General features: G+C 36.4%; 17 protein-coding genes and 3 riboswitches. Of the genes, 8 read left to right on the top strand and 9 right to left on the bottom strand.

Annotated features, from left to right (window positions below; translation table 11 throughout):
* Positions 1-94: 94 nt before the first annotated feature.
* From ALGA_RS17045 to ALGA_RS17010, 8 genes are all read right to left on the bottom strand, one after another.
* Positions 95-2,347 (bottom strand): family 20 glycosylhydrolase, encoded by a 2,253-nt coding sequence (locus tag ALGA_RS17045; protein ID WP_096431217.1) that lies wholly within the window; start codon positions 2,345-2,347, stop codon positions 95-97.
* A gap of 148 nt (positions 2,348-2,495) precedes the next feature.
* Positions 2,496-3,893 carry a cadherin-like domain-containing protein gene (locus ALGA_RS17040; RefSeq protein WP_096431215.1) on the bottom strand — a complete coding sequence of 466 codons (1,398 nt, stop codon included), beginning with the start codon at positions 3,891-3,893 and terminating at the stop codon, positions 2,496-2,498.
* Between the two features lie 10 nt (positions 3,894-3,903).
* Positions 3,904-5,814, bottom strand: coding sequence for a TonB-dependent receptor plug domain-containing protein (locus ALGA_RS17035; RefSeq protein ID WP_096431213.1), 1,911 nt, complete (start codon positions 5,812-5,814; stop codon positions 3,904-3,906).
* Positions 5,815-5,904: 90 nt separating this feature from the next.
* Positions 5,905-6,111: riboswitch (cobalamin riboswitch) on the bottom strand.
* A 147-nt stretch (positions 6,112-6,258) separates the two neighbouring features.
* The gene (locus tag ALGA_RS17030) at positions 6,259-8,412 is read right to left on the bottom strand and encodes a TonB-dependent receptor plug domain-containing protein (protein WP_096431211.1); all 2,154 of its coding nucleotides are present in this window, start codon (positions 8,410-8,412) and stop codon (positions 6,259-6,261) included.
* A 161-nt stretch (positions 8,413-8,573) separates the two neighbouring features.
* A riboswitch (cobalamin riboswitch) is annotated at positions 8,574-8,779 on the bottom strand.
* Between the two features lie 118 nt (positions 8,780-8,897).
* Positions 8,898-9,932, bottom strand: a complete 1,035-nt coding sequence (locus tag ALGA_RS17025) for an ABC transporter ATP-binding protein (protein ID WP_096431209.1) — start codon at positions 9,930-9,932, stop codon at positions 8,898-8,900.
* 10 nt (positions 9,933-9,942) lie between these two features.
* The gene (locus ALGA_RS17020) at positions 9,943-10,998 is read right to left on the bottom strand and encodes an iron ABC transporter permease (protein ID WP_096431207.1); all 1,056 of its coding nucleotides are present in this window, start codon (positions 10,996-10,998) and stop codon (positions 9,943-9,945) included.
* A 7-nt stretch (positions 10,999-11,005) separates the two neighbouring features.
* The gene (locus tag ALGA_RS17015; protein WP_162845470.1) at positions 11,006-12,190 is read right to left on the bottom strand and encodes an ABC transporter substrate-binding protein; all 1,185 of its coding nucleotides are present in this window, start codon (positions 12,188-12,190) and stop codon (positions 11,006-11,008) included.
* Positions 12,191-12,278: 88 nt separating this feature from the next.
* A riboswitch (cobalamin riboswitch) is annotated at positions 12,279-12,483 on the bottom strand.
* Between the two features lie 314 nt (positions 12,484-12,797).
* The gene (locus ALGA_RS17010) at positions 12,798-13,796 is read right to left on the bottom strand and encodes a TIM barrel protein (RefSeq protein WP_096431205.1); all 999 of its coding nucleotides are present in this window, start codon (positions 13,794-13,796) and stop codon (positions 12,798-12,800) included.
* A 426-nt stretch (positions 13,797-14,222) separates the two neighbouring features.
* On the opposite strand from ALGA_RS17010, the gene ALGA_RS17005 reads away from it, so the two are divergent.
* Positions 14,223-14,819 carry a hypothetical protein gene (locus ALGA_RS17005; RefSeq protein WP_096431203.1) on the top strand — a complete coding sequence of 199 codons (597 nt, stop codon included), beginning with the start codon at positions 14,223-14,225 and terminating at the stop codon, positions 14,817-14,819.
* 163 nt (positions 14,820-14,982) lie between these two features.
* Here ALGA_RS17005 and ALGA_RS17000 read toward each other — a convergent pair whose 3' ends face one another.
* Positions 14,983-15,774 (bottom strand): hypothetical protein, encoded by a 792-nt coding sequence (locus tag ALGA_RS17000; protein WP_145957661.1) that lies wholly within the window; start codon positions 15,772-15,774, stop codon positions 14,983-14,985.
* 749 nt (positions 15,775-16,523) lie between these two features.
* Here ALGA_RS17000 and ALGA_RS16995 point away from each other — a divergent pair.
* The 7 genes from ALGA_RS16995 to ALGA_RS16965 all read left to right on the top strand — a co-directional run bounded on the left by ALGA_RS16995 (position 16,524) and on the right by ALGA_RS16965 (position 25,063).
* Positions 16,524-17,543, top strand: a complete 1,020-nt coding sequence (locus tag ALGA_RS16995) for a transglutaminase domain-containing protein (RefSeq protein WP_096431199.1) — start codon at positions 16,524-16,526, stop codon at positions 17,541-17,543.
* Positions 17,544-17,692: 149 nt separating this feature from the next.
* Positions 17,693-17,923 (top strand): hypothetical protein, encoded by a 231-nt coding sequence (locus ALGA_RS16990; protein WP_096431197.1) that lies wholly within the window; start codon positions 17,693-17,695, stop codon positions 17,921-17,923.
* Positions 17,924-18,111: 188 nt separating this feature from the next.
* Positions 18,112-18,531: a hypothetical protein gene (locus ALGA_RS16985; RefSeq protein WP_145957660.1), complete on the top strand. Its 420-nt coding sequence runs from the start codon at positions 18,112-18,114 to the stop codon at positions 18,529-18,531.
* 232 nt (positions 18,532-18,763) lie between these two features.
* Positions 18,764-19,027: a hypothetical protein gene (locus ALGA_RS16980; protein WP_096431193.1), complete on the top strand. Its 264-nt coding sequence runs from the start codon at positions 18,764-18,766 to the stop codon at positions 19,025-19,027.
* A gap of 81 nt (positions 19,028-19,108) precedes the next feature.
* Positions 19,109-20,632, top strand: a complete 1,524-nt coding sequence (locus ALGA_RS16975) for an efflux RND transporter periplasmic adaptor subunit (protein ID WP_096431191.1) — start codon at positions 19,109-19,111, stop codon at positions 20,630-20,632.
* Positions 20,633-20,802: 170 nt separating this feature from the next.
* Positions 20,803-23,895 carry an efflux RND transporter permease subunit gene (locus tag ALGA_RS16970; RefSeq protein WP_096431189.1) on the top strand — a complete coding sequence of 1,031 codons (3,093 nt, stop codon included), beginning with the start codon at positions 20,803-20,805 and terminating at the stop codon, positions 23,893-23,895.
* Complete coding sequence (locus ALGA_RS16965) at positions 23,888-25,063, top strand: TolC family protein (RefSeq protein ID WP_096431187.1); 1,176 nt, start codon at positions 23,888-23,890, stop codon at positions 25,061-25,063. The genes ALGA_RS16970 and ALGA_RS16965 overlap by 8 nt, the downstream gene beginning before the upstream one ends.
* The last annotated feature ends 22 nt before the right edge of the window (positions 25,064-25,085 follow it).

Raw genomic sequence — 25,085 nt, 5'->3', positions numbered from 1 at the left:
GATACATAAAATCAAAGAATTTTTCAAAACACTTATTAAGTAAACCTATTACAACAAAAATCTCCCATTTTCAATAATGGGAGATCTGTATTTATTAATGAAATAGATTTTCTGAATTGATTGGTATTTGGTAAAAATAATTTGAACACCAAGAAACTTGCTGATTAGCGTAGGGAGTGTTTTTCACCATTATTATTTTTATAGGATACAAGCCTTCATCAAGATGAATTCGACCTCTGCGTTCATATCTTGAATTTAGTCCTTCCTGATTAATTAAAACATGACCACCAATGGATATTTGAACAGGATCGACAGCGTAATTAAAAAAGGTATAAGTTGCTTTTTTATCAATTTTTAGAAATCCCGTAATTTCCATCGCGTAGCAGTCCTCTTCAATATCTTTAGGGAACTTAATCTTATCAAGAACTCCACACTCCATTACTTCATCGTTAGTTAACTCATTAAGATTATTAAATTTCCCTTTAATAATCTTATATCTTAATCCTTGCGCAAGTTCTGATATCGTATCCGGCACCAATGGCAAAATTTTAATGCATTCAATATTTCTAATTTTACTCTTTAAGCCTGATTGGTGAAAGGTTTGAGTTTTAATGCTAGTCGTATTTTTCAACACCAATGGTTCGGTATAAATTTTAGAATTAACATCTGGCTTCGAACCATCCAATGTGTATCTTATTTCAGTATTCTGCAATTTCACCTCTAAAGGTAATTTCATCCGATCGAAGAAGAAATTCCTATTCACTCCACCATGCGGTGCCTGTATAAATGAATTTATCTCTTTTTTATGCAATAATTCGTAATGATGATTCATCCTAAGCTGAAAATCAGCCCAATTTCTCTGATCTTTCGCCGACCACACTACTTCGGCCAAAGCACAAATTCGAGGAGCAACCATATACTCTACCCGATCTGAAGTATGCATATATTCGGTCCAAACATTTGCTTGTGCTCCCAGAATGTATTTTGCTTCGTCTTCATTTAATTCTGAAGGTGTTGGTTCAAATTCATACACCTTCTTTAGTGGAGAAAAACCTCCAATAGCAGTAGGTTCAATGTAATTTTCATCTTGGTAATGATCAAAATAACAATGGGATCCAGGTGTCATTATCACATCGTGTTGCTGTTTTGCAGCCTGAATACCACCTTCAGTTCCCCGCCATGACATAACGGTTGCCTCAGGTGCTAAACCACCTTCCAATATCTCATCCCAACCAATAATCTTGCGATTTTTACTTATTAAAAACTTCTCTATACGCTGGATAAAATAGGATTGTAATTCATGTTCATCTTTTAAACCTTCTTCTTTAATACGTTTCTGACACAGAGGACATGATGCCCAATTTGACTTAGGACACTCATCGCCACCAATATGAATATACTCTGACGGAAACAAATCGATAACCTCTAGTAATACATTTTGCAAAAACTCAAAAGTAGTCTCCTTTCCTGCGCAATACACATCATCAAATACGCCCCATTCATTTTCGACATTAAAAAGACCTTCGGTACAAGCCAAATAAGGATAAGCAGAGAGGGCTGCTACAGAATGACCCGGTAATTCAATCTCAGGAATTACTGTAATAAAACGATCGGCAGCATATTTTACAATCTCTTTAATTTGATCTTGGGTATAAAACCCTCCGTACCTACTCCCATCCTTTTCGATTCGCCATGCACCAATCTCTGTTAGTTTCGGATATTTCTTAATTTCTATTCTCCATCCCTGATCCTCGGTTAAATGCCAATGAAAAGTATTCATCTTATACATGGCCATTAAATCGATATATTTCTTGATAAAATCGACAGAAAAGAAATGACGGCACACGTCTAAATGCATTCCCCGATACGAATATCTTGGTTCATCCAATATCTTTACGTAAGGAATTTTCAGCTCAGCATTTAGAGAAACTAACTGCAAGAGAGATTGTATTCCGTAAAAAAATCCTTTGCCCGAATTAGCCTCAATTAAAACTCCAGTAACATCAACAATTAAAGAATATTCTTCTTCTCCCCAATTTTCATCATTTACCTTCTTAAAAATGATTTTGTTCGATGCTGGCAGTTTTCTTGTTATCTTTTTAGGAATTCGAACACCTGTCAACTGATTAATCTGATCGCTCAAATAGGAAAGCAAAACCTTTTCATCTTCAATTCCTTCCGAAAAGAATATCTTTACATCTTCTTTTAACAATAAACTCCCCTTAGTAGTAATAATTCTTGATGGCTTTGGAATTATGCCTATGGAATTACTTGTTTGAGCATCGGAATTAAAAGGATTCATAACTTGTGCGCTTATCAGCAACAAAAATAGTAAGGAAGTTCTCATAGAATCAATTGATTAATTGTTAGTATTAGGCTTTAGGAACGTTAAACTTAATAAATTTATCTAAGAAATAGATAGAAATTACTGAGCATAAAAAAAGTGGCATTTCTTATTTAGAAATGCCACTTACATTTATATAATAATTACTTAATTAGTAACTAAACATTGTTGAATTTGGAAAATTCCCTACAATAACATCCTTTATTTTATCACCTTGTGAAGAGTAAACATGAACTTTTCCAGCAGTAGTTGCACCATTCGACTCACTCAACCAAAGGTTTCCATTAACAGGATTCACATCCATTCCGTAAAATGTAGCATCAATAAATTTAGCTGTTGGTAAAGCTGTATCATCAATGTTCATTGCATAAACGGCATCAGATATGAAATAAACAACATCCTTAGCTTTGTTAATTGCAATCATCTTTGTACCCGATGAAATATCTGTTAACTCATAAGATATTACCTCATTAGACGATGTTGTAATTTTTGAGATTCCTATATTAGAAATAGTCACATCTGGATAATTGGAATAATCTGGCTTACCTCCACAATATGCCCAAACATCTCCATTTACATCAACTACCATATCTTTAGGGCAATATTTTACAGTAATCGTTTCAATCACTTCATCCGTATCAACATCAATTACAGAAACAGTATTGTCGTCGTTCGACCATCCACCACTGTTTGCAACATATAACTTACCTCCTGAAACAATCATTTTTTCTGGTCCTGCACCAACAGCAATTTCCTTTGTTTTAGTCATTGTTTTCAAATCAATCACATAAACTTCATTATTTTGTTTCGAATAATTTGCATCAGCTCCGTTACCATTCGACACGTAAGCTTTTCCATTGGCAAAAGCAATTTCACGAGGATATGAAAATCCAGAAATGGTTGCATAATGCTTAAAATCTGAAGCAGTAACAACTTCAACATAACCAGCACCGCTTCCTGTAGTCACAACAATATATGCATATTCATCATTAATTGCCATAGATTGAGGAAATTGACCTAAAGTAACTCCACTATTTACTGATGAAAAATAATTATTGGTCACCTCATCATTTCTGTTGATCATTGTAACTGAACCATTAGAACTTCCTTCGTTCAACACATAAAAATAGCTGATCTGCTTTTCACCAATACTAATATTAAAAATACCTGTTAATAGATTGTCTCCATCTGTAACTGTAAAAGAAAACTCATCCGTTAAAGTTTGACTTCCATTGTGTACATATACAATTTTAGAAGCAACTAAATCAGCCTGAGTAAAAAGATCAACAGAAGTTGTAAGGTCTGCCGTATTAGCAAGAATTCCATTTTCAGGAGCAGTTGTTACCGTATATACAATATCAATATCATCGGTATCAGCATCCACAACATTTAATTCTAATCCTGAAATAGTTACCGTAGCACTATTTTCAAGAACGATACCATTATTCACCGACAGATTCGGCATTGCATTGTCATCGTCATCAGAACACGATACTAACGAAACACTTGCAATTAACAATCCCAATACAAGATTCAAAACCTTTTTCATAGCTAATTAATTAAAAAATTACATTTACCCCAAAATAATAAGCTCTGCCAGGCATGGGGTAAAACCTAACAATTTCATATGATTCATCTAACAAGTTTTCTACTCTACCTGTTAATTTAATTTTTGCAAAATTGGTATCGAAACGATAGCCTGCGTTAATATCTACCAGTAAATTACCATCCACCTGGTCTCCTTCCCAAGTATTGGTATTTGAACGTAAAGTCCCCAACAATCCAACATCCCATTTCCCAAATAAATAATCGGAAGAAAATTTGACTATGTGATGCGGACGATAGGCTAATGTCTTCTTATAGTTATCGCTTTCCTTATCATTATTGTAAGCATCGTTATATGCATATTTTAATGAGGTACGCAAGCTGTTATTTTTAATTTTCATTACATGAGTTAATTCAACATCTGCACCTTGAGTAACTGACTTGCCTATGTTAACAGGTCTCCAAAGAGATCCAGATTCTGGTTGCCATGCAATTAATTCATCATTAAGAGCCTTATACGCATTCAAATCAAGAGTAATATCACCATTCAATGCCTTTTGAGATAGCATCACTAATCCTAATTCATAATTCCATCCATTCTCAGACTTTAAATCAACGTTCCCTGAATTATTCCAGTAACGATCATTAAATGTGGGCCTTCTGTAATGAGTCGATGCTTTAGCTCGAATATCTATAATATTTGGGAAAAGATGAATTAAAGAACTAAATGAATACATTTCCGGCGGATTAACCTCCGAATTCCACTCTTTACCATAGGTGAAAATAAATGTGCCTAATAAGGGAGTATATTTAGCAGCTAAAGTTAAACGTGATTCATTCTCAATAATATCGCCCTCATAATTATTGGTGATCCCTTTCAACCAACTGTATTTACCATTTATATCAATACTCCAATTATCTGAGAAATAATATCTCAAGTTGACATCATTTAACCAACGTTTCGATTCTATCTCTGAAAATATTTTATATCCTGTATTAGTGGCACTGCCTCTATCGGTATACTTCAAATAATCTGATAAATACGCGGATTTTGCTTCCAAACGAAATTTACCAACCAATTTTTTCCAACCGACATAAGCTTTAAAGGACGAATCGCGTTGTTTCTGATAGCTAATGGGAGCACCAATTCCCATTAATCCACCAATATTCTTTTCTTTTACCTGATACCAGGCTCCAAAATCAATATAGTGTTCATTAATTTTTAAGTGCAGGTCTTGTATTGTCCCAAATGCTCTGTTCTCATTATTATTTAATCGCTCCTTAGGCGATCCAAAATCATGAAAATCGGTGTACGAAAAATCATTCTTTCCATACTGAAAAAAGACTTGACCTGAATAAGAAATCGACTTGTTGGAATATTTACCAAAAAGTTTGGTTGTAGAATTTGAGAAGCTACCTATTTCAGAATTCAGACCAACAGAGGACTTTTTTTTCCAATCGGGCGTATTTGACAATTCAATAGCACCACCTAAGGTTCCTGAACCATATAAAGATCCTACAGCACCATAAATCACCTGAACTTCATCGAAAGAACCAGCATTTATTAAAGATAAATCTGCCGAACCTGTTGTCAAAGAATTAACTGGAATCCCATTCCAATTCACAGATGTGTGTGTTCCTGATGCACCTCGCATTCCGACCGTAGCAAGAGCCCCAAATGCACCACTTGAAGAGATATTTACCAAAGATGTTTTCTGAAGTAAGCTCGATAAATCTTTTCCATCGTATCTCTGAATAAGAATAGAATCAATTAGCACCGTTTTTTCGGTGGACGAAAAATGCTGAAGTCTTGGTGCAACAATATCAATAGATTCAATTTGGATGGTATCGATACCCATGGTTTGCGACCAAGCACTAAAATTCAAAAAACTTACAATTACTATAAATAAATATTTCAACTTCATCTTATTGTATGATAAAGAAGAAAACACAAGGATAGAACAAAAGAAATATAGGATTCAATCGTCTTCCAAACATCTTCTCCGAATGTTTTGAAAAATAAGTTTGCATTGGCAGGTCTTCTGACTTACTCAACTTTTTCGGCCTTCCCATCTCGACATGTCGGGACAGTGGCATTGTGGTGAAAAAGCTTTTTCTGAGCTTACAGCTACGGGAACAGTTCCGGACTTTAACCGGATTCCCTTTTCATCTCCATCTGATAATATTCAGACACACGAGAACCAATTGCTCTGCAAATGTATAAAAAAAAACAAAATCAGATTTAGGAATCTCTTATTTAGAAAATATTTTAAAACACATTGCAACCCAACTACTAATAACCAGTAAACAATAAAAAAAGGGACATCCCAAAATTGGAACACCCCCTTTCAACTGAATAAAATTCTTTTTTAGAATCGATAAGCAAACTTGGCTGTCACTGATCTTCCAGGCATGTTGTAACCGTCCTTTTCGGTGTAATTCTCGTCCAATAAGTTAGATATAGTTAATCCTACGATATATTTTTCTTTGAATGTATAACTTGTAGAATAATCAAATTCCATTGAAACAGGGTGACGTAGTAACTCTTCATTTATTAAATCAGGACGAACCTCTTCATTATTAAACACAATTGCTTGCTTTGCAACAGTCGGATAATTGGAGTAATCGGCCAAATACATATAATTGTTTTCATATCTATGACCAATGTACCGACCCATTAATTGTGTTGAAAATCCTTTCAAATTATCAAATTCGACACCAAAAGAAGCTGTATTATCACGTACGTATCTCATTTCTCCTGTCAAATCATTTCCTTCCGAGTCTTGATACTTTACTTTTGCATCGATCAAATGTGTATAGTTTACAAATACACGTAATGAATAGTCATAATCTTTTAGAGCTCCAATATCATAAGACGCAAGTAATTCCAGACCATTCATATCTGCACTCTGTGCATTTATATAGGTTGAATTGTGATTTGGCAAGGTACTTTTGATAATCTTATCCTTGTGATGGGTCGTAAAATAAGTTACATCCAATTTAATTCCTTTCTTATAGTTGTCATAGCCAAACCCAAAATCCAAAGTGTTCGATTTCTCCGGATCAAGATCAGAATTCCCTTCTGTGGTAGTCGTTCCTCGAGTATATACACCAGCAACTTGATAAGCTTTAGGAGCTAAAAAAGCATCTCCCCAACTAGCATGGGTTGAAAATCCTTTTATTAGTTCATATTTTGCACCAATATTTTTTGTGAATACCCAATAATCCTCTTCACTCTTCTCATTTCCCAACAAATTATCAGCATCAAGTTTAAATTTGATATTATCGCCTCGCAGTCCGAGCATAAAATTCAATTTATCGTTCAATAATTTAAATTGAGCCTGCCCATAGATCCCTGTGGCTATATTTTTATAATCCGGTTGATATGGTGCCTCTATCGCTCCAGAGGTATCAAAGTTCATACTCTCATACCTTTCGGTTTTATTATCTAACCCAACAGCCAAACTATGATTTCCGATTTGATAAGAGTCATTCAATTGAAAACCGTAGGTTTTGTAAACACTCTCAAAATCCCCATAACCATCGGAGCCAACATCGTAAGTCTTATTCTCTTCATTCGAATAAAAAGGCGAGAATTCGATTTGATGTCCGTTCATCTTACCCATCAAATCGAAGCCTGTTGTAAAACGTTCAATGTCCTTTTTGTCCATTCCTCCTGTATGCCAAAAATTACCAGGCGTTTCGATATCCTTTCCCTTATAATATCCACCATTTACATTTAGTTTCCAGTTCTCAGCCAGTACAATTCCCAAACGTGAATTTAAATTGTAAGTTGTGAATTGAGAATTCTCCATTCGCTCACCATAGGTACTTGCATCCAATATCGATTTAGCAGATTTCTCATCATACAAATTATTTTCTCCTGTCTTATAATCCTTAGCTTGATTGTTGTATGAAAATCCCAAGTCGAAATCCAAAACTTCAGATAAAGAACCACCTAAAGCCAAATTCACTTTTGACCTATGAAAACTTCCATATTCCATGGCTAGCTGACCCCGTATTTCTCCAGAACTATTCTTGGTAACAATATTAATAACACCCGCCATAGCGGCAGATCCGTATTGTGCCGAAAAAGGTCCTTTTAATATTTCCACTCTCTCTACATTCTGTAAATCAATACTTGCAATATTATCAGTACCAGAAGGTTTTCCATTAATTAGTATTGTAGTATACTTTACGCTTGGTGAAGGGCTAAATCCGCGCATACTTACAACGGCCGATACTCCAGGATACTGAAGAATATCTACTGCTGCCGAACGCTTTAATAAACCCGCAACATCAACGGCTGGCGAAGCCTCAATCATTCGTTTGGTAATAATCTCAATTTTTTGAGGCAGGTCTTTTACCGTAGCATTCACACGTGACGCATTAATTGTTACCTCTGATAAATTGAGGTGCTTCACAACCTTCGTTTCGTCGATTGGGTTTGGAACTACATCAGCTTTTACTGCAGAATTAAATAATGACAGCAATGCAAAAGCGGTTAAAAATGTTCTTTTCATGTTTTTAAGAATAAAATGAAAATAAGTTTAACTATTGCAATGCAGACAGGGAGCTAAAAGAAAATTTCTCAACAAGACATATCGAACCAGTCATGGCAGATCAATCCTTATATCAATGCTGATAAAGTTTTCGTTCACTTGCTCTTTTTCCCGAAAGCAATGACTATTGATTTGCAAAGGCAGGTCTTCTGACTTGTTCTACTTTTTGAGGCCTTCCCATTCCGAAATTGGAACAGTGGCATAGGACTTTCAAAAAGCTTGTAACAGAACTTACAGCTACGGGTATAGTCTCGGATTCTCACCGAATTCCCTTTTCATTTCATTCTCGATAATGAGAGATGAAATACCAAATGCAGGGCAAATGTATAAAAATTTTGACGTTTTATTTCTATTCTATACGACATAAAAAAAATACAACATTCGAAACTCATTTATTCAGAGAACTAATCGTTGCATCATTTTACTTGGAATTTTTGATTTTTGAATTAATCAGTAGAAAAAGAGGTTCGAAGATAGGCTAACAATTCCTCTATGCTTTTACAAGTAAGCGTTTCTCCATTTTTATGAATTTCCCACTCCATAATATCTTCAAGCAATTTTACAGAGCAATTACCGGCTTCTTCACAAGTCACTTGATAACCTTCACGCGACAAAGCTCTTTGAGTCCAGAAACCCATTACATCATTACCCAAAACCTGAATTTTCTGTTTCTTTTGGTAATTCATAATAAAATTGCCTGTTTTTCGATCGAAGATAAAGGACTTGTTGTGAAAAGTTTCTTCGATGCTTCCATTCAAAACCAAATCTTCGGGAGCACCTATTTTTATAGGCTTGCCTAATGCCATTAACCAAATAACATCTGCTGCCTGAAGGGCTAAATCCAGTTCATGAGTAGAAAGTAAAATGGCCTTATTCGTTTCACGAGCCAAACGATGCAACAAACGCATGATGTCAACACGATTTGGTAAATCCAGGTGAGCAGTAGGTTCATCCAGCATGATGAGTGGCGTATCCTGCGCCAAAGCTTTGGCAATCATTACACGTTGTCGTTCACCATCACTCAACTGATTGATAAAATGATCGGCATAGTGCATCAAACCCACTTGCTCCAAAGCCCATTTTATTTTATCGTTGTCTTCTTCCGATAAACGTCCCATCCATGAAGTATAAGGATGACGCCCTAACGAAACGATATGGTAAACGGTCAGATTTCCCACATCAATTCTTTCAGTTAGCACAATACTTAATAGCTGCGCAATCTCTTTGTAATTTCGATCCCGAATAGGTATCCCTTCTACTAAGGTATATCCCGCCAAGGGCGATTGAATTCCGGCAATGGTTCGCATGAGCGTTGACTTGCCCGCTCCGTTTGGACCTAAAAGACAAACCATTTCGCCTCGCCTAATTGTTAGGTTTATATCAGAAAGCAAGCACAAATTATCCTTTCTCCCCTGCTTGTACCCAATTGAAAGATCCTTCGTTACCAGTATGTTTTTTTGCATCTCTTTTATATCGCTCATAAATCCCCCACTAACCGGCAAAAGAAGCCTTTACATTTCTACTACGCATAATCACCCAAATTACAACTGGCCCTCCAAATAAGGCTGTTACCGAATTAATTGGCAATGTATTTTGATTCCCTGGAATTTGAGAAATAATATCGCAAGCAAGCATTATTGCAGCTCCTATTAGTATTACCGCTGGCATTAATACCTTATGGCTTGCTGTTCTAAAAATTGATCGGGCAATATGCGGTACCGCAACACCAACAAAAGCAATAGGGCCTGTAAATGCGGTTAAAGTTCCGGCGATTAATGCCGTACTTATAATAACAGCAATTCTAGTTCGATTCACTGAAATACCTACACCACGAGCATAATTCTCGCCCAATAAAAGTGCATCCAAGGGTTTTATCAGAAAAAAGGCAATAATTAATCCGCAAAAAACTATGGGTGCCATTACTTGCATTTCATTCCATGTAACACCTGCCAAGCTTCCAAAAGTCCATACTATAAAACTTTGTATTTGTTCTGGGGCGCTAAAATATTGCAGAATATTTACAACGGCGCCAGTAATGCTTCCAAACATGATTCCAATAATTAGTAATGAAACACTATCTGATATTCGGATGGATGCCAAGGCCACAAGCATAAACACTACCGATGCACCAACAACGGCTGAAACAACCAATGCCCAACTACCCAAAAAAGCCGAAATGGCACCAAAAGCAACTGGCATTATAGCAGATGCCATCACCATTAAGGCAACCCCTAAACTGGCTCCGGAACTAATTCCCAAAACGTAAGGTCCAGCCAATGGATTTCTAAAAAGAGTTTGCATCATTAAACCTGTAACCGACAAACCAGCTCCTACAATAATTGCAGTTAATGCTTTTGGCAGTCTAAAATTCAAAATGATGTAATTCCATGAGTTTTTCACATCAGCGCCAGAAAGAATTGCGAATACCTTTTTAAAAGGAATACTTACACTTCCATAGATTAAATCCATCAGGAAAATTCCACAGATGAAAAGTAGTATGATCCCAAATATGGCCGCAAAAAAACTTCCTTTTTTTATCGATTGCATAATTCGTCTATTTCAATTGCTGATAGTAATGTAATTCGTAGTTTGGCAACAACTCCGGATGCAGAATTTTGATAACATCCTTAAACACTACATCGGGCTGCATTACTCCAAGTTCGTACCAATCGTTGGCCCCGCTTTCTTTCATTCGCTTGGTGTAGCAATATACCTGACCATTTTTATAGGACTTGAAAAGAGAATATCGCGAATCGAGTCCATTCATATCTTCCAAAGTTCTGCATTGACCAGGCCCAAACCAAATGTCGGCCTCGGATTGTTTATCAAAAACAACCTCGAAACTTAATGGCATACTTCCACTGGTGCTATCAGAAAACCAACAATAATCGGCTTTGCCATCTCGCAGAAATTGAGCCAAATAACTCTGTCCTCCCGGCATGTACCATGTTCCTTTAAAATTGTAACCTGAAAGAATACTTGGTTTGCTCTCAACATGTTCAACCAATTTTTTCAAGTCATTATATCTCTGTTCCAGAGCAATAAAAAGTTTCTCCGCCTCAGCTTCCTTATTAAAAAAGGCCGCAATAAATTTTGCCCATTCAGCACGCGCCAAAGGTGAAGTTTCCATCCACTCAATATTATAGGCTACAGGCAAACCTGCATTCATTAGTTTAGTTTCACTATCGGTGATATTCATAAAACCAGCCACCATTACCAATTCAGGGTCTAAGTCAACAATTTTCTCAAAATTTAAAGTTTCAGCATGCCCAACGGCCTGTATTATACCTTCCTGAGCCTTTTTATTCAAATCCTCATCGTAAATACGGTCGTTCAAAGAGACAGCAACGATTCTGTCCTGAACATTTAAAAACTTTAAAATTCCGATTTGTGTACTTGATAGGGCGGCAATACTTCTTACAGGAACTTCTACCAACAAACCATCAGTAGGAACCTGAACATTCGTGTTTTCTCCACGATTCTTCAAATAGTATTTTTGAAAAATTTTGCCCTCGTTCCATGGATCCCAAACGATTAATTCTTTTAAGCCATTATCGAGAATTTTAATATCGAATCCTTTTGCATATTTAATATGAGTAGGATGATAAAAGGCGAGATCCGGAGGGAAATTTTGAGTCGACTTTTTCGTTTCCTTTTTTTTAGGACCCGATTGACAAGAAATAGTACCTAAGAATAGAAATAGGATTAATGCCCAATAGATTGATTTTGCTAAATTCATTTTCTTCCACAATAATTGTGGGGATAGCATACGAGAAAATACAATTGCAACAATTATACCTTCGTTACTCAGTTCCCCGAAGTTACGAAACAGTTCAATATACTAGGCAGGTCTTCTGGCTTACCCATTCTAACGCCTTCCCATGCGAAACAACATTCACATAGTGACTAATTTGTTAGAACTTATCAATGATAAATCATTGAGGGCTTACAGCTGCGGGGACAGCTCCGGTATTACACCGGATTCCCATTTTAATTCTCAAAAGGTGAGAAACCCAATTCTTGCAAATCTATGGATTATTTCGGAAAAAGAAGATGTTTTGAAAAAGCAATATGCAATTTATACCGATTGTCGTTTCGTTTGAATCATAAATCCGCAAGCTCATCTGCGACCCAATTCAACATGCATCGGCATCCTTAGTTTGTAGTCTTCTTAAATAGACTAAGTGAAACAAGAAAAATAGTTTATTCACCCTTGAATAAAAAGCTCCATTTGGTATTCCATACTATAAAAGCAAAAAGACTGAATCATAGTAAATGAAAAAGTCTTTGTATAAATATTTACAGACATAAATAATGAAAATATATGAACACGCCATGGCATGTCCCTACCTCAATGCATTCATCTGGATTTCCAACTTCGCCGAAAACTCTTCAATATCCTTTGTAATAAATTCGTGAATTACATTTTCGGGGGCAACTTCCTGAATGATCTCCTTCACCCTATTGGATTGAAATGGTAAATGCTGATCGATTTGAAGCACATGTTTTCGTGCCGTTGAATATTTCTCTGAGTGGCTCAAGTCCGACCAGTCCATTGGCAAACCCGTCATTACTTGTTTTGTTTGATATTCTCCCGACAAACTTAGATTTAAATGCAAACTATTGATTTTCCCCTGAATATCCTTCGACAATCGGGATATCCGATCCAAAACAAAATCAATTGCCTCATCCTCGCACCTCAAAGCAATATTGGTATTCATTAAATGTCCTGTATCCAAGAGCAAATTCCAATTTGAGAAATCCAAACGCGATGCAAAATCATCGGCCTCGGCCGGAAACAAGAAATCGAGACCTGGCCACCATAAATTTTCAATTGCCAGCGTAACCGGAGGTTCACCATCACCAAATTCCTGTGCTGTTCGGTTTAGCATTTCCGAAAAACTTGACAAGACCTCTGTGCTTTTGTAAGTGAAATCGCGGGTGAAAGAATGGTCCAGTTCTATATGTGCAGCATGCAAAACGGCATGTGCTGGATTAAAATGAGCTGCATGTTCCCACAATTTCTTTTGCGATGCAATCATTTCTAAAGCATTCTTACCTCCACAGCAAAATTGCAGATGCTTTGGTGAGGTATCCGGGAAATAATAGTTAGCAGCATCTTCCCCTTTTCTCCAAACATCCAACCAAGTAACCCAAAAAGGCAAGTGCACACTTTTCACAATATCTTTAGGAATCTCAACAGATGGATGATCGTAACCTATTAAAAGTTCGACCCCATCGATATTTTTAGCCGCAATATATTCTGTTAGTCCGTCCCATTTATTCGAAAACCGATTCACATCGGATGGATGAACGGAAAAATCTATCAGGTTTTGGTAGTTCATATATAATAGTGTGATTTTTCTTCCCTATACTTATTAAAACAAGGGTTGATATTAAATTCACATCAAAAATAGTCTTAAATGATCATTTTTTCACCCCCCACACTTGATATTTTTGATCTCTTTTTTCACCTGCCAAGTAAAAAAATGACGTTTTGGCCATTTTTCGCAATATTCGAAAACGTTATCATAAAAACGAAACATCCCTTTTAAGCTTAATAATGATAAATTTCTTTATTAAATCTATGTAACGCAAACAATTTCGGGAGCTTCCGCAACCGTTTTAAGTTGTTTTTTTTGTTATTTCTTCAATTTTGTGGTTTGTTATTTAGATCATTTCTAAGATTTATCTCTAGATTTACAATGTCAGCTAACAACAAATAATCGATAGTTGATTTAGTAAATTTTTAATCATTAAATTTTAAAACTATGAAAACGAAAAACACATTTAAAGGATTGGTATTGGGAGTAATACTATTCTTAGGCGCAAGTTCAGCATTTGCAACCGGAAACATTCGAATTAATCCTTATTTGGATACTGATTTCTCAATTGTATCTATTATCAATCCAACTGAATCAGTTCTTAAAATGAAGATTTACGATGAAGCTGGAAACTTGTATTATTCAAATAAAGTAAACGGTGGAACTTCAGATCAAAAATTGCTTGATTTCTCATATCTTGAAGATGGAACATACAAAATTGTTTTGACTGGCAAAGAAGATAAATTGGAAAAGAACTTTGAAATTATTAACAGCAAACAAGTAGCTGAATTAGGTGATGAAATGACTGAAAAAACTCTTTTCAGAACTGAAGACAACAATCTGTTTGTAACCTACCTATCATTTGAAAATGCAACATTTAGTATTTCTATTAATGACGCATTTGGAAATGAAGTATATACTAACTCTTATGCATCGGAACCAACTTTCTCTAAAAAGTTCAATGTAGAAGCATTGCCAAAAGGAGATTATAAAGTTCGTTTAGTGTCGGATAAAAAAGAGTATAACTATGCCTTCAGAAAGTAGTGACCAAAGTGGTTCTAGTGACCAAATGATTCTAAAGAATCATTCCTATATAATAAGTGTAAGCCTTGAGAAATCAGACCTACACTTATTTTTTTGTTTTAATTAAAACGAAAAACACCTTCCGAAGAAGGCGTTCCATTATTTCTCTATAGGAAATGAAGAATTACGACTCTTCTGAATGAAGCATAGCTTCTTCTTTTTTTACAGGAGCTTCCTTAGGAACTGAATTCTCATCAACTGGCGCTACTGTTTTTTTCCTGTTTTTCACTTCTTTTTTGGTATTCGTTTTCCGCACTTTATGAATTAAGCAGCTAAACATATACTCTTCGGCTTTCGACTGATCTTCTTTCATGAGCATTTTTCCTGTTTTCGAAATATCGCTCAACTGCTTCCACAAATGATCAAATTCTGCATTGTTATCAACAACCAGTTGCTTTCTTTCACTAGTCTTTTGCTCCTGCATTAAATTTAAATTGTATACTTTCTGGGTCATTTCATCCAATTCGGCACCAAGACTTTCTTTATAGCCTTTCTCTTTTAACATCTCCAAATTTTTGGTGATATTTTGCTGAATCACTTTTACTTTAGCACAATAGCCTTCAACATTTCTCAATCGGATCATTTTTTTGGCTTCTTTCACTCCAAAATCGGAAGCTTTCACAAGCATCGATTTATTCGCTCGCTGTGCATAAGCCGAAATAAGTTCCAACTTGTGCAGAATTGCATCAAGACCATCATACAAATCAGAAGTAATTTTTTTAATCTCTGCGGTTTGTGTTTTCGACTGAGTAAGATCAGCAACACGATGAATTTTATTTTGCAAAGCAGCAACAAACTCATCATTAAAGTCTGGCGAAAAGCTAACAAACTTTTCACGATCACGTAAAAACATTTGCAATAAAATCTCTCCCACTACGGGCAGTTCTTCTTGTTTGAATTTATAATATAAACTCATGTGTAAATAATTAGTTTGATTAATACTATGTTGATTTAAAAATAATTTATTCCAAAACTCAACTAACAAAACTCCCAAACACACTTTGCATTTATTTTAAGGCTTTGCCCAAAAACTAATACAGATCATCCTACATTTTAACTAAACGATATTTTCATTCCCCGGCCCTACATTTACACACCCTTACGAATATCTTCAGCTCCCTTGAGCTACATTCCGACTCCCTTGAGCTACAATTCAATTCCTTCGGGTTACATTTAGGGTCCCTTAAGGAACATACAAACTAGCTTTTCCAACAAATACATTCCCTTTAAGAACAACAAGATATTTCCGAGATAAAATCTACATTTCTCAAAGCCCTCAACCCAATTATTGCTGAAAACCGCCTTCTAAAAAAAGAACCTAACCTACTACTCATTAAGAACATATCACAAAACAAGTAGCTAAGGATAACAGTAACTATTAAAAGCATATCTAATTTAGTTTATTCCAGATTATCCTTCAAATAATTTAACATTTATTTTATCTCAAATAAATGTTATTATACTAAGCCTATTTCCCTGACCAATAAATCCAAGGATCTTGAATAAAAATTCAACACCAAGCTTGTATTTAAATGACATTTACATTATTCCAGTACAAAATATAGTCTCGTAAATACTCTCGCTTTGCTTTGTTATGCAAATGCAATAGACTATTTTTGCATCCAATTTTACTAAAAATGGGGTAAAACCCCTTAAACCGCTATTATGAGACTATTACTATTTATAACTGCCATACTAATGTGTAGCTGCAGTCATTTACCCGAAAGAAATTTCGAATTCAATTACAAAGTAAGTTTACCAGCCAATTCGGCACAAGACATCAAAATTTGGATTCCGGTACCTACAAGCAACGAAGTACAAAGCATCGGTAATCTATCAATTGATACTGATTTGGATTATGAGATTAAAAAAGAAGAGAAGCACGGCAACACCTATCTGTATGCTTCAATTAATGGGGGTCTGGCGAAATCAACTGAAATCAACATGCATTTTACGGTGAACAGAAAGCAAATTGGAAATGTCGATTTCGAAGGAGTAAATCTTTCGAACTATCTGGGTTCAAACAGACTTGTTCCTGTTGGCGGCCGATTCGATTCTATTATCGCGGCAAACGCCTTTACTTCAAAAGACATGAAGGCGGTTTACAATTTTGTTTTGAACGAAATGCACTACGGCAAACCAAAAGCGAGTACTAAAACGGATGAATATTATACCCGTTTACCGGATGTAATTAAAGATGGCGTTACAAAAGACAGTGTTGTGTCTTTATATGAGAAAAGCAAGAAATATGGCGGCGAGTATACATTTGGAAATGGAAATTCCGACTATGCCTGTGATATTTCGGTAGGCAATTGCACCGATTTCCATTCCTATTTTATGTCTTTATCAAGAAGTTTGGATGTACCTGCCCGTTTCCACATTGGATTCTCGATACCACAAGCTACTGAAGGAAATATTGGAGGCTACCATTGCTGGGCTGATTTTCAACAAAACAATAGCACATGGACTCCAGTTGATATTTCTGCCGCAGATATTGAAGCAGATAATTCTGAATTCTATTTTGGAAATTTAAATGAAAACAGGGTTGAATTTACGCAGGGACGAGACCTTAAATTGGAAAATTACAAGAATGGTTTGGTTAACTTTTTCATTTACCCTTTGCTTGAGGAAGATGGAAAAACAAGTAATAACTACAGCAAAGAGTTTTCGTTTAAAGAAATTTGATATTTCCGAACTTAAAAAACTATTGTAAAACACATTACGGTTTAACAAAAACATTTGTTAAAACAAGTAAGAATGGATATATTCACTTCCTTAATTTTGTGAAAAAATCACAAATTGAAAATCACTTACATCTCAAATCAATTTAAATTATGAAAAAGTTATTATTTGCCATCGCTATCTGCGGATTCGTATTTACTTCTTGTGGAAACAAAACTAAAGCTGCTGCTTCTGAAGAAACAACTGAAGTTGCTGCTGAAGCTACTGCAGAAGTTGCAACGGATTCTGCTAAATGTTGTTCAGCGAAAGCTGAGTGTACTAAAGATACTACTGCTACTGAAGAAGTTGTTGCCGAAGAAGTTGAAGTTGAAGAAGAAAACTAAAGAATGTACCCCTGATTGCACTGCAATTTGCCGCAAGGAGTAATTGGGATACAAATAAATTAAGAATTAGCCATAGAGATTTTCTCTGTGGCTTTTTTGTGGCTATTTGTTACCTAAATTAGAATACCAACAACTAGTTATTGGAAATCAGTAAACGAACATCTATATTTGTTCCATACTTTTACAAAATGAGGAATTTAAAGAAACAAATGTTATGTCTGCTCATGCTAATACCTATGTTGGTATTGCTTGCTCATGATGTAATTCCTCACAACCATCATCTTCACAATGCCAATTCAGAACAACAGGTTTCGATTATCCGCGTTCATCAACACGTGGAATCCAATGCCTGCAGTCAAAACAATAATGGTGGAGCGCACTGGAACCATCAACACAAAACCAATGGTGAATCTTGCTGCATTCTGACTCACAGCAGAGTTCAGAAAGAATTAAAATATCAAATCTTCCTTAAAGCAGATGCAATTCGGTTTGATTCAAAAGACATACAAAAAGTTAAAAAATTCAGGGTTCATAACTATATCCTGATTCCTGAACCACTCCGGTTCTCCCCTCTTAAAAGAGGTCCTCCAAGTTCAAATTTAGTGTAGGCTTACTGATAATTACAGATTATCAGCTGGTAGGAAATCCTATGGACTGAAGTCTGTTATTTAAACTGACAGAGAGCTACTACTAAGAACAAAACCACACTCTTTCAAATTTTCAAAAAAACAATATTATACTCACCTGTTTTGGCGTTGTAATGTGTCTTTCCAGTAGGTCTGTCTGATCTATAAGGAACATACATTTTCAAGGCCCAAGCATTACTCAAAAATTAATCGAATGAAAAAGTTCCTATTTATTTTGGCAATCAGTGGATTGGTGTTCACATCATGCGGTAATTCAGCTAAAAAGGCAAAAAGCGAAACCACAACCGAAGAGCAGCAAGATTGTGATCACGATCATGGCGATGGCGCACATTCTCACGATGCGGATGCAAATCATCATCAGGAAGAGTTTACAGTTGATTCGACAGAGCACGAAGCTGCTGATGCAGAGGCTGAGCATACTCATGAGCACGAAGAAGGACACGATCACCAACATTAGAAAACAGCAAAGTGAATCAGGGGAAATCCTCTGATTCATATCAATTTGATTTTTGAGATAAAAAAATAACACACAAATACGATGAGACAATATATCTGGATAAGCTTTTGCTTATCAATTCTATTAAGTGCCTGCCAAGCTTCAGACAAATCGAATACTGGTCACGAAGGACACGATCATTCTGCTGAAGCAGAAGCTCACGAAGATCATGCCACAGAAAGCCTGACGCTATTTAATGACAAGACCGAACTTTTTGTTGAGTTTCCGACTATGATGACAGGACACACCACTCAATTTTTGGCTCACCTCACCAATTTGGAAAGCTACAAGCCATATACCGAAGGAAAGTTAACCGTTAGCCTGATAAAAGGGGGAAAAGGAGTTCGACAAGCAGTTGATGCTCCGGAAAGAGCTGGAATATTTACACCCAGCATAATGGCAAAGGAAGCTGGAATTTACAGTCTGGTTTTTGACGTTGAATCGAAATACGGAAAAGAACGGTTCACAGCTGATCATGTTCGTGTTTACAAAGATCACGAAGAGGCCGAACAAGCTAAACCTGCAGAGGAAAAAAAAGCAACCAGTTTTCTGAAAGCACAAGCCTGGAAAATTGATTTTGCAACCTCAGAAGCCAAATTAGGTCCTTTTCAGCAAATCATTAAAACAACCGGAAGTTTACTGCCTGCTGTTAATATGGAAAAGCAAATTGTAGCCAAAAGCAACGGCATCGTTCATTTTCAATCGCAGGATATTGTTCCCGGCAAAACCATTAAAAAGAACGATGCAATATTTAATCTTTCAGGCGATGGTCTGGCTGGCAATAATATTTCAACCCAATATATTGAAGCAAAAACAAATCTGGAACAAACAAAATCAGCTTTCGAAAGAGCTAAAACATTGCACGAAGATCAAATCATCTCTGAAAAAGATTTTGTGGAAGCAAAAAGCAATTTCGAGAACGCAAGAGCAAACTATGAGAGTATCAATAAAGATTATAACTCAAATGGTTTTTTGATCTCCTCTCCTGTTACTGGATTTATTTGTGATGTTTATGTGAACGAAGGACAGTATGTTCAAAAGGGTGATGCTCTGGCTAAAGTAGATCAGGGATCTAAATTATTACTAAAAGCTGATGTGTATCAGAAACATCTTCAGCAGTTGACACATATTAAATCGGCGAACTTCAAATTGCCTTACAGCGAACAAATATTCGATACCGAAAAGCTAAACGGCAGATTAATTGCCTACGGAAAAGATATTCACCAAGAGGACTACACAACACCTCTGTATTTTGAATTGAACCTGACTCCGGATTTATACGCCGGATCGTTTGTTGAAGTTTATCTCAAATCAGAGCGATCATCCAATGTACTGCATATCGAAAAATCGGCGATTCTGGAAGATCATGGACTAAAATATGTGTTTGTGCAATTATCCGGCGAAAGTTTCGAAAAACGATTTGTAAATATTGGTGTTAGCAATGGCCAGGAAGTAGAAATTACTTCAGGACTAAAAGCCGGCGAACGCGTTGTAAGCAAGGGTGCTTATTTTGTGAAACTTGCCTCAATGGCAGGGGCTTTGCCCGCTAGTGCGCATAATCATTAGAACCTATTGCTGATGTATCTGCTTCCTTATTGCAATGCTGGTCTTTACACATAATGCTAAATCAGCAATTTGCCTGCTTTTAGACTTTAACCAGAGTGCCATAAAAGACAACTTATAAGGAAGCAACATAAAATTAAATCAATTATAATCATTGATAAAAAGAAACTATCGTGTTAAATAATATTATACAATACGCATTGCACAATCGCATTTTGGTGATGTTTGTATCCATTCTCCTTGTTTTAGGTGGTGGCTACACAACAGCAAACATGGATGTAGATGTGTTTCCCGATCTGACTGCCCCTACTGTGGTAGTTATGACTGAAGCTCATGGGATGGCTCCCGAGGAAGTTGAAAAGTTAGTCACCTTTCCTATCGAAACAGCTGTAAACGGAGCTACAAATGTTAGAAGGTTACGTTCATCCTCATCAGCAGGATTCTCCATTGTATGGATTGAATTCGAATGGGGAACGGATATTTACAGAGCCCGGCAAATTGTGAGCGAGAAACTGTTAGCTGTTTCCGAAAACTTACCCGAAGGAGCTGGAAATCCTAGTTTGGCTCCTCAATCGTCAATAATGGGAGAAGTTCTAATGATTGGATTGCAATCGGACAGTATTTCTCCAATGGAACTAAGAACTTTGGCTGACTGGACCATTCGTCCTCATTTGCTGGCCATAAACGGAGTTGCTCAAGTTGTTGTTATTGGCGGGGAATTCAAGCAATACCAGATTTTAGCCAATCCTCAAAAAATGAGGTATTACAAAGTTAGTCTTGATGAATTGATGAAGGCGGCCCGAGCTACCAATCAGAATTCGGCCGGTGGATTTATTAACGAATATGGCAACCAGTACAACATTAGAGGAATTGCCCGTACTTCCGATTTTGAAGAGCTTGGAAATTCGGTAGTTAAAATGTACAACAATGTACCCGTTCGAATTAGTGATATTGCTGAAGTAAAAGTTGCTGCAGCTCCGAAACTTGGTTTGGGAACCATTAACAGTGAACAGGCAGTCTTGCTAACGGTAAAAAAGCAACCAGGCATCAACACGTTACGATTGACCGAAAATCTGGATAAATCCATCGCGGAATTATCAAAATCATTGCCGGCAGGAGTCACTGTGAACACACATATTTTCCGTCAGGCGGATTTTATTAACTCATCCATTGGGAATGTTAAAAAAGCACTAATGGAAGGTTCCATTTTTGTGATTGTAATTTTACTGGTGTTTCTGATGAACTACAGAACCACTATAATTTCACTTTTGGCCATCCCTATTTCGCTTTTGGTAACCATGATTACCTTGAAGTTTTTGGGCATTACCATCAACACCATGACCTTGGGAGGTATGGCGATAGCCGTGGGAGATTTAGTGGATGATGCCATTATTGATGTTGAAAATGTTTACAAACGACTCAGGCAAAATCATCTTTTACCAAAGGAAGAGAGAAAAAAACCAATTAAAATCGTTTACTCTGCATCCTGCGAAATTCGTTCTTCCATTATTAATGCAACCTTTATTATTATTGCAGCCTTTTTGCCTTTGTTTTTCCTAAGCGGAATGGAAGGCAGAATGCTTCAGCCACTTGGTATTGCGTTTATTGTTTCACTTTTTGCATCATTAGTTGTCGCTCTTACCCTTACTCCTGTTTTGTGTAGCTTTATGCTTACCAGCGATAAAATGCTCGATAGAAAGAACAAAGAGAGTTGGTTGGTAAGCCATCTGAATAAATGGTATGGCAATTCATTAGGGAAAGCCTTACAGCACAAAAAATGGATATTAGGAGGTGCTGGTCTCCTCTTTATTGTCTCCATTTTTATCCTTACGGGATTAGGCAGAAACTTCCTTCCCGAATTTAACGAAGGATCCTTAACTGTAACAGCAATCACCCAACCAGGTATTTCTTTGGAAGAATCGAACAAAGTAAAAGTTTTGGCCGAAGATGCCTTGAGAACAGTTCCTGAAATCAGCCTAACTGCACGTCGTACAGGTCGATCGGAATTGGACGAACATTCGTTTGGAGTAAATACCTCTGAAATTGAAGTCCCTTTTACTTTAGGAGAAAGAAGCAAATCAGAGTTTCTGCAGGAAGTTCGCGAAAAACTGAACCGTATATCGGGAGTTAATTTTGCCATTGGACAACCTTTAGCACATCGAATTGATCATATTCTTTCAGGTACAAAAGCCAATATTGCGATTAAAATTTTTGGTGATGATTTGAATTTAATGTTCAAGATGGCAAATGACATCAAAACATCAATTTCTCCAATAGAAGGTGTAGTTGATGTGAATGTAGAGCAACAAGTGGAAATTCCACAAATCAGGATTTTACCAAAGCGCGATATGCTTGCTAAGTATGGCATTTCAATCGCTCAATTCTCAGAATTTATTCATGTCGCTTTTGGCGGATCAAAAGTATCTGATGTTTTTGAAGGCATCAAAGCATTCGATTTGGTTGTAAAATACGACGAAGAAAACAGAGGGGATATTGAAGCAATCAGAAATGCACTCATTGATACCTGGGATGGTAAAAAAATTCCATTTAGCTATGTTGCCAAAATTCAATCTCTTTCGGGTCCAAACACGGTGAATCGTGAAAACGTGCAGCGCAAGCTTGTTGTTTCTGCTAATGTTGCCGATCGCGATCTTCGAAGTGTAGTTACCGATATTCAGAACATGGTTGAACAAGATGTAGTATCACCGGAAGGATATCGAATTGAGTATGGCGGTCAGTTTGAAAGTGAAGCAAAAGCTTCCCGTGTATTAATGATCGCATCAATTTTCAGTTTCATGATTATTTTCCTGCTGCTATTTCAGGAATTCAGAAGCACTCAGCTGGCCAGTATCATTTTATTGAATTTGCCATTGGCGCTTATTGGTGGTGTATTCACCATTTATTTCACATCAGGAATGCTTAGTATTCCAGCCATAATAGGTTTCATCACCTTATTTGGTATTGCTACCCGTAATGGAATTCTGCTCATCTCAAATTACCAGAGCATGAAGAAAAAAGGTCTGGCAATCAAAGACATCATCGTTCAGGGATCCGTTCACCGTTTGAGCCCTATTTTGATGACTGCTTTAACAGCAGCTTTAGCCTTAATTCCGATGGCAATAGCCGGTGATAAACCCGGAAATGAAATTCAAAGTCCGATGGCTGTGGTTATTCTTGGCGGACTACTGAGTTCTACCCTATTGAATATTTATATTATTCCGATCGTGTATCTATTACTGAACACTAAAAATAAAGGAAATGCTTAAAACATTATTACTAATCATCATAACAGGATTGAGCCTTCAAGGGATGGCTCAATCCTCTGTTCAAGAAGTATTGCAGGAGATTGAAAAGAACAATCCCAAGCTTAAGGCACATCAGCAATATTTGGAAGCACAAAAATTAGGATTTCGATCTCAAAATAATTTGGCGAATCCGGAATTGGAGTGGGAAAAGAGTTTTTCATCGCAGGAAGGCAAACCCTACGAAATTTTGGTAAGTCAGAGTTTCGATTTCCCAACCAGCTACATCTATAAAAATCAAATTAGAGATGAAAAAATAGCGAATCTTCAAAACAGCAGTGCAAGGGTGCGACAAGAAGTATTACTAAATTCTGAATTGCTTTGTTTTGAGTTAATATACCGAAGCAAGCAAAATACAGAATTGAGTACAAGATTGGATAATGCGGAGAAATTAAGTTCTTTTTTTGAGAAAAGGCTAAAAGAAGGAGATGCTAATATTCTTGAAGTAAACAAAATCAGAATGCTTTCGTTGAACACAAAAAATCAGCTACAGCTAGTTCGGAACAAAATCGCCAACCTAAAAGAAGATTTAAGAAAACAGAATGGTGGTTTGGAGCTGAACTTGAATACTCTTGCCTATCCTGTTATAAGCATTGAAGAGGATACCCAACTTTTATTGGCGAATGCTATTAATGCAGATCCTTATTTAAAACAGCTCAGTTCAAATGAGCAAATGGCTTCGAAAGAAACGTCTCTGGTGAAGACTAATTCTCTTCCCAAGATATCAATTGGCTATCGTTATTTAGGTTCAGATATAATGAAAGAAGCCAATGGAATGAAACTCGGAATTAGTATTCCTTTATGGGAAAACAAAAATAAGGTAAAGCAGGCTAAATTGATGGAACATTTCCGAAAAGAAGAACTATCCTTCGAGAAAATGGAGAAAGAAAATGAATACAGAAAACTTTTTCAAACTTTTTTCAGTCTAAAATCCAGTCTTTCCGATTATCAGAATGTGTTTTCAGAAAAGAAATATGGAACCCTATTACGAAAGGCGCTTGATTTTGGAGAGATATCTGGCATTGAATATCTTATGGAGAGTATTTACTATTACGAAAGCTTCGATACTTATCTTGAAATTGAGTATGAATACAACATCACCAAGGCGAAAATAGTAAGACATCTACTTTAATACTTACGTAGATTCATTCAAA

The organism is Labilibaculum antarcticum, assembly GCF_002356295.1.
In the GTDB taxonomy this organism is placed as follows: domain Bacteria; phylum Bacteroidota; class Bacteroidia; order Bacteroidales; family Marinifilaceae; genus Labilibaculum; species Labilibaculum antarcticum.
This window is presented reverse-complemented; position numbering and strand designations above follow the sequence as displayed.

Coding starts and splice junctions, on each gene's coding strand:
- ALGA_RS17015 (WP_162845470.1), bottom strand. CDS start 12,190: ATGAATTTAGCAAAATCAATCTATTGGGCATTAATCCTATTTCTATTC.
- ALGA_RS17010 (WP_096431205.1), bottom strand. CDS start 13,796: ATGAACTACCAAAACCTGATAGATTTTTCCGTTCATCCATCCGATGTG.
- ALGA_RS17030 (WP_096431211.1), bottom strand. CDS start 8,412: ATGAAAAGAACATTTTTAACCGCTTTTGCATTGCTGTCATTATTTAAT.
- ALGA_RS16985 (WP_145957660.1), top strand. CDS start 18,112: ATGAGGAATTTAAAGAAACAAATGTTATGTCTGCTCATGCTAATACCT.
- ALGA_RS16995 (WP_096431199.1), top strand. CDS start 16,524: ATGAGACTATTACTATTTATAACTGCCATACTAATGTGTAGCTGCAGT.
- ALGA_RS16990 (WP_096431197.1), top strand. CDS start 17,693: ATGAAAAAGTTATTATTTGCCATCGCTATCTGCGGATTCGTATTTACT.
- ALGA_RS17035 (WP_096431213.1), bottom strand. CDS start 5,814: ATGAAGTTGAAATATTTATTTATAGTAATTGTAAGTTTTTTGAATTTT.
- ALGA_RS16975 (WP_096431191.1), top strand. CDS start 19,109: ATGAGACAATATATCTGGATAAGCTTTTGCTTATCAATTCTATTAAGT.
- ALGA_RS16980 (WP_096431193.1), top strand. CDS start 18,764: ATGAAAAAGTTCCTATTTATTTTGGCAATCAGTGGATTGGTGTTCACA.
- ALGA_RS17005 (WP_096431203.1), top strand. CDS start 14,223: ATGAAAACGAAAAACACATTTAAAGGATTGGTATTGGGAGTAATACTA.
- ALGA_RS17045 (WP_096431217.1), bottom strand. CDS start 2,347: ATGAGAACTTCCTTACTATTTTTGTTGCTGATAAGCGCACAAGTTATG.
- ALGA_RS17000 (WP_145957661.1), bottom strand. CDS start 15,774: ATGAGTTTATATTATAAATTCAAACAAGAAGAACTGCCCGTAGTGGGA.
- ALGA_RS17040 (WP_096431215.1), bottom strand. CDS start 3,893: ATGAAAAAGGTTTTGAATCTTGTATTGGGATTGTTAATTGCAAGTGTT.
- ALGA_RS17020 (WP_096431207.1), bottom strand. CDS start 10,998: ATGCAATCGATAAAAAAAGGAAGTTTTTTTGCGGCCATATTTGGGATC.
- ALGA_RS16965 (WP_096431187.1), top strand. CDS start 23,888: ATGCTTAAAACATTATTACTAATCATCATAACAGGATTGAGCCTTCAA.
- ALGA_RS17025 (WP_096431209.1), bottom strand. CDS start 9,932: ATGAGCGATATAAAAGAGATGCAAAAAAACATACTGGTAACGAAGGAT.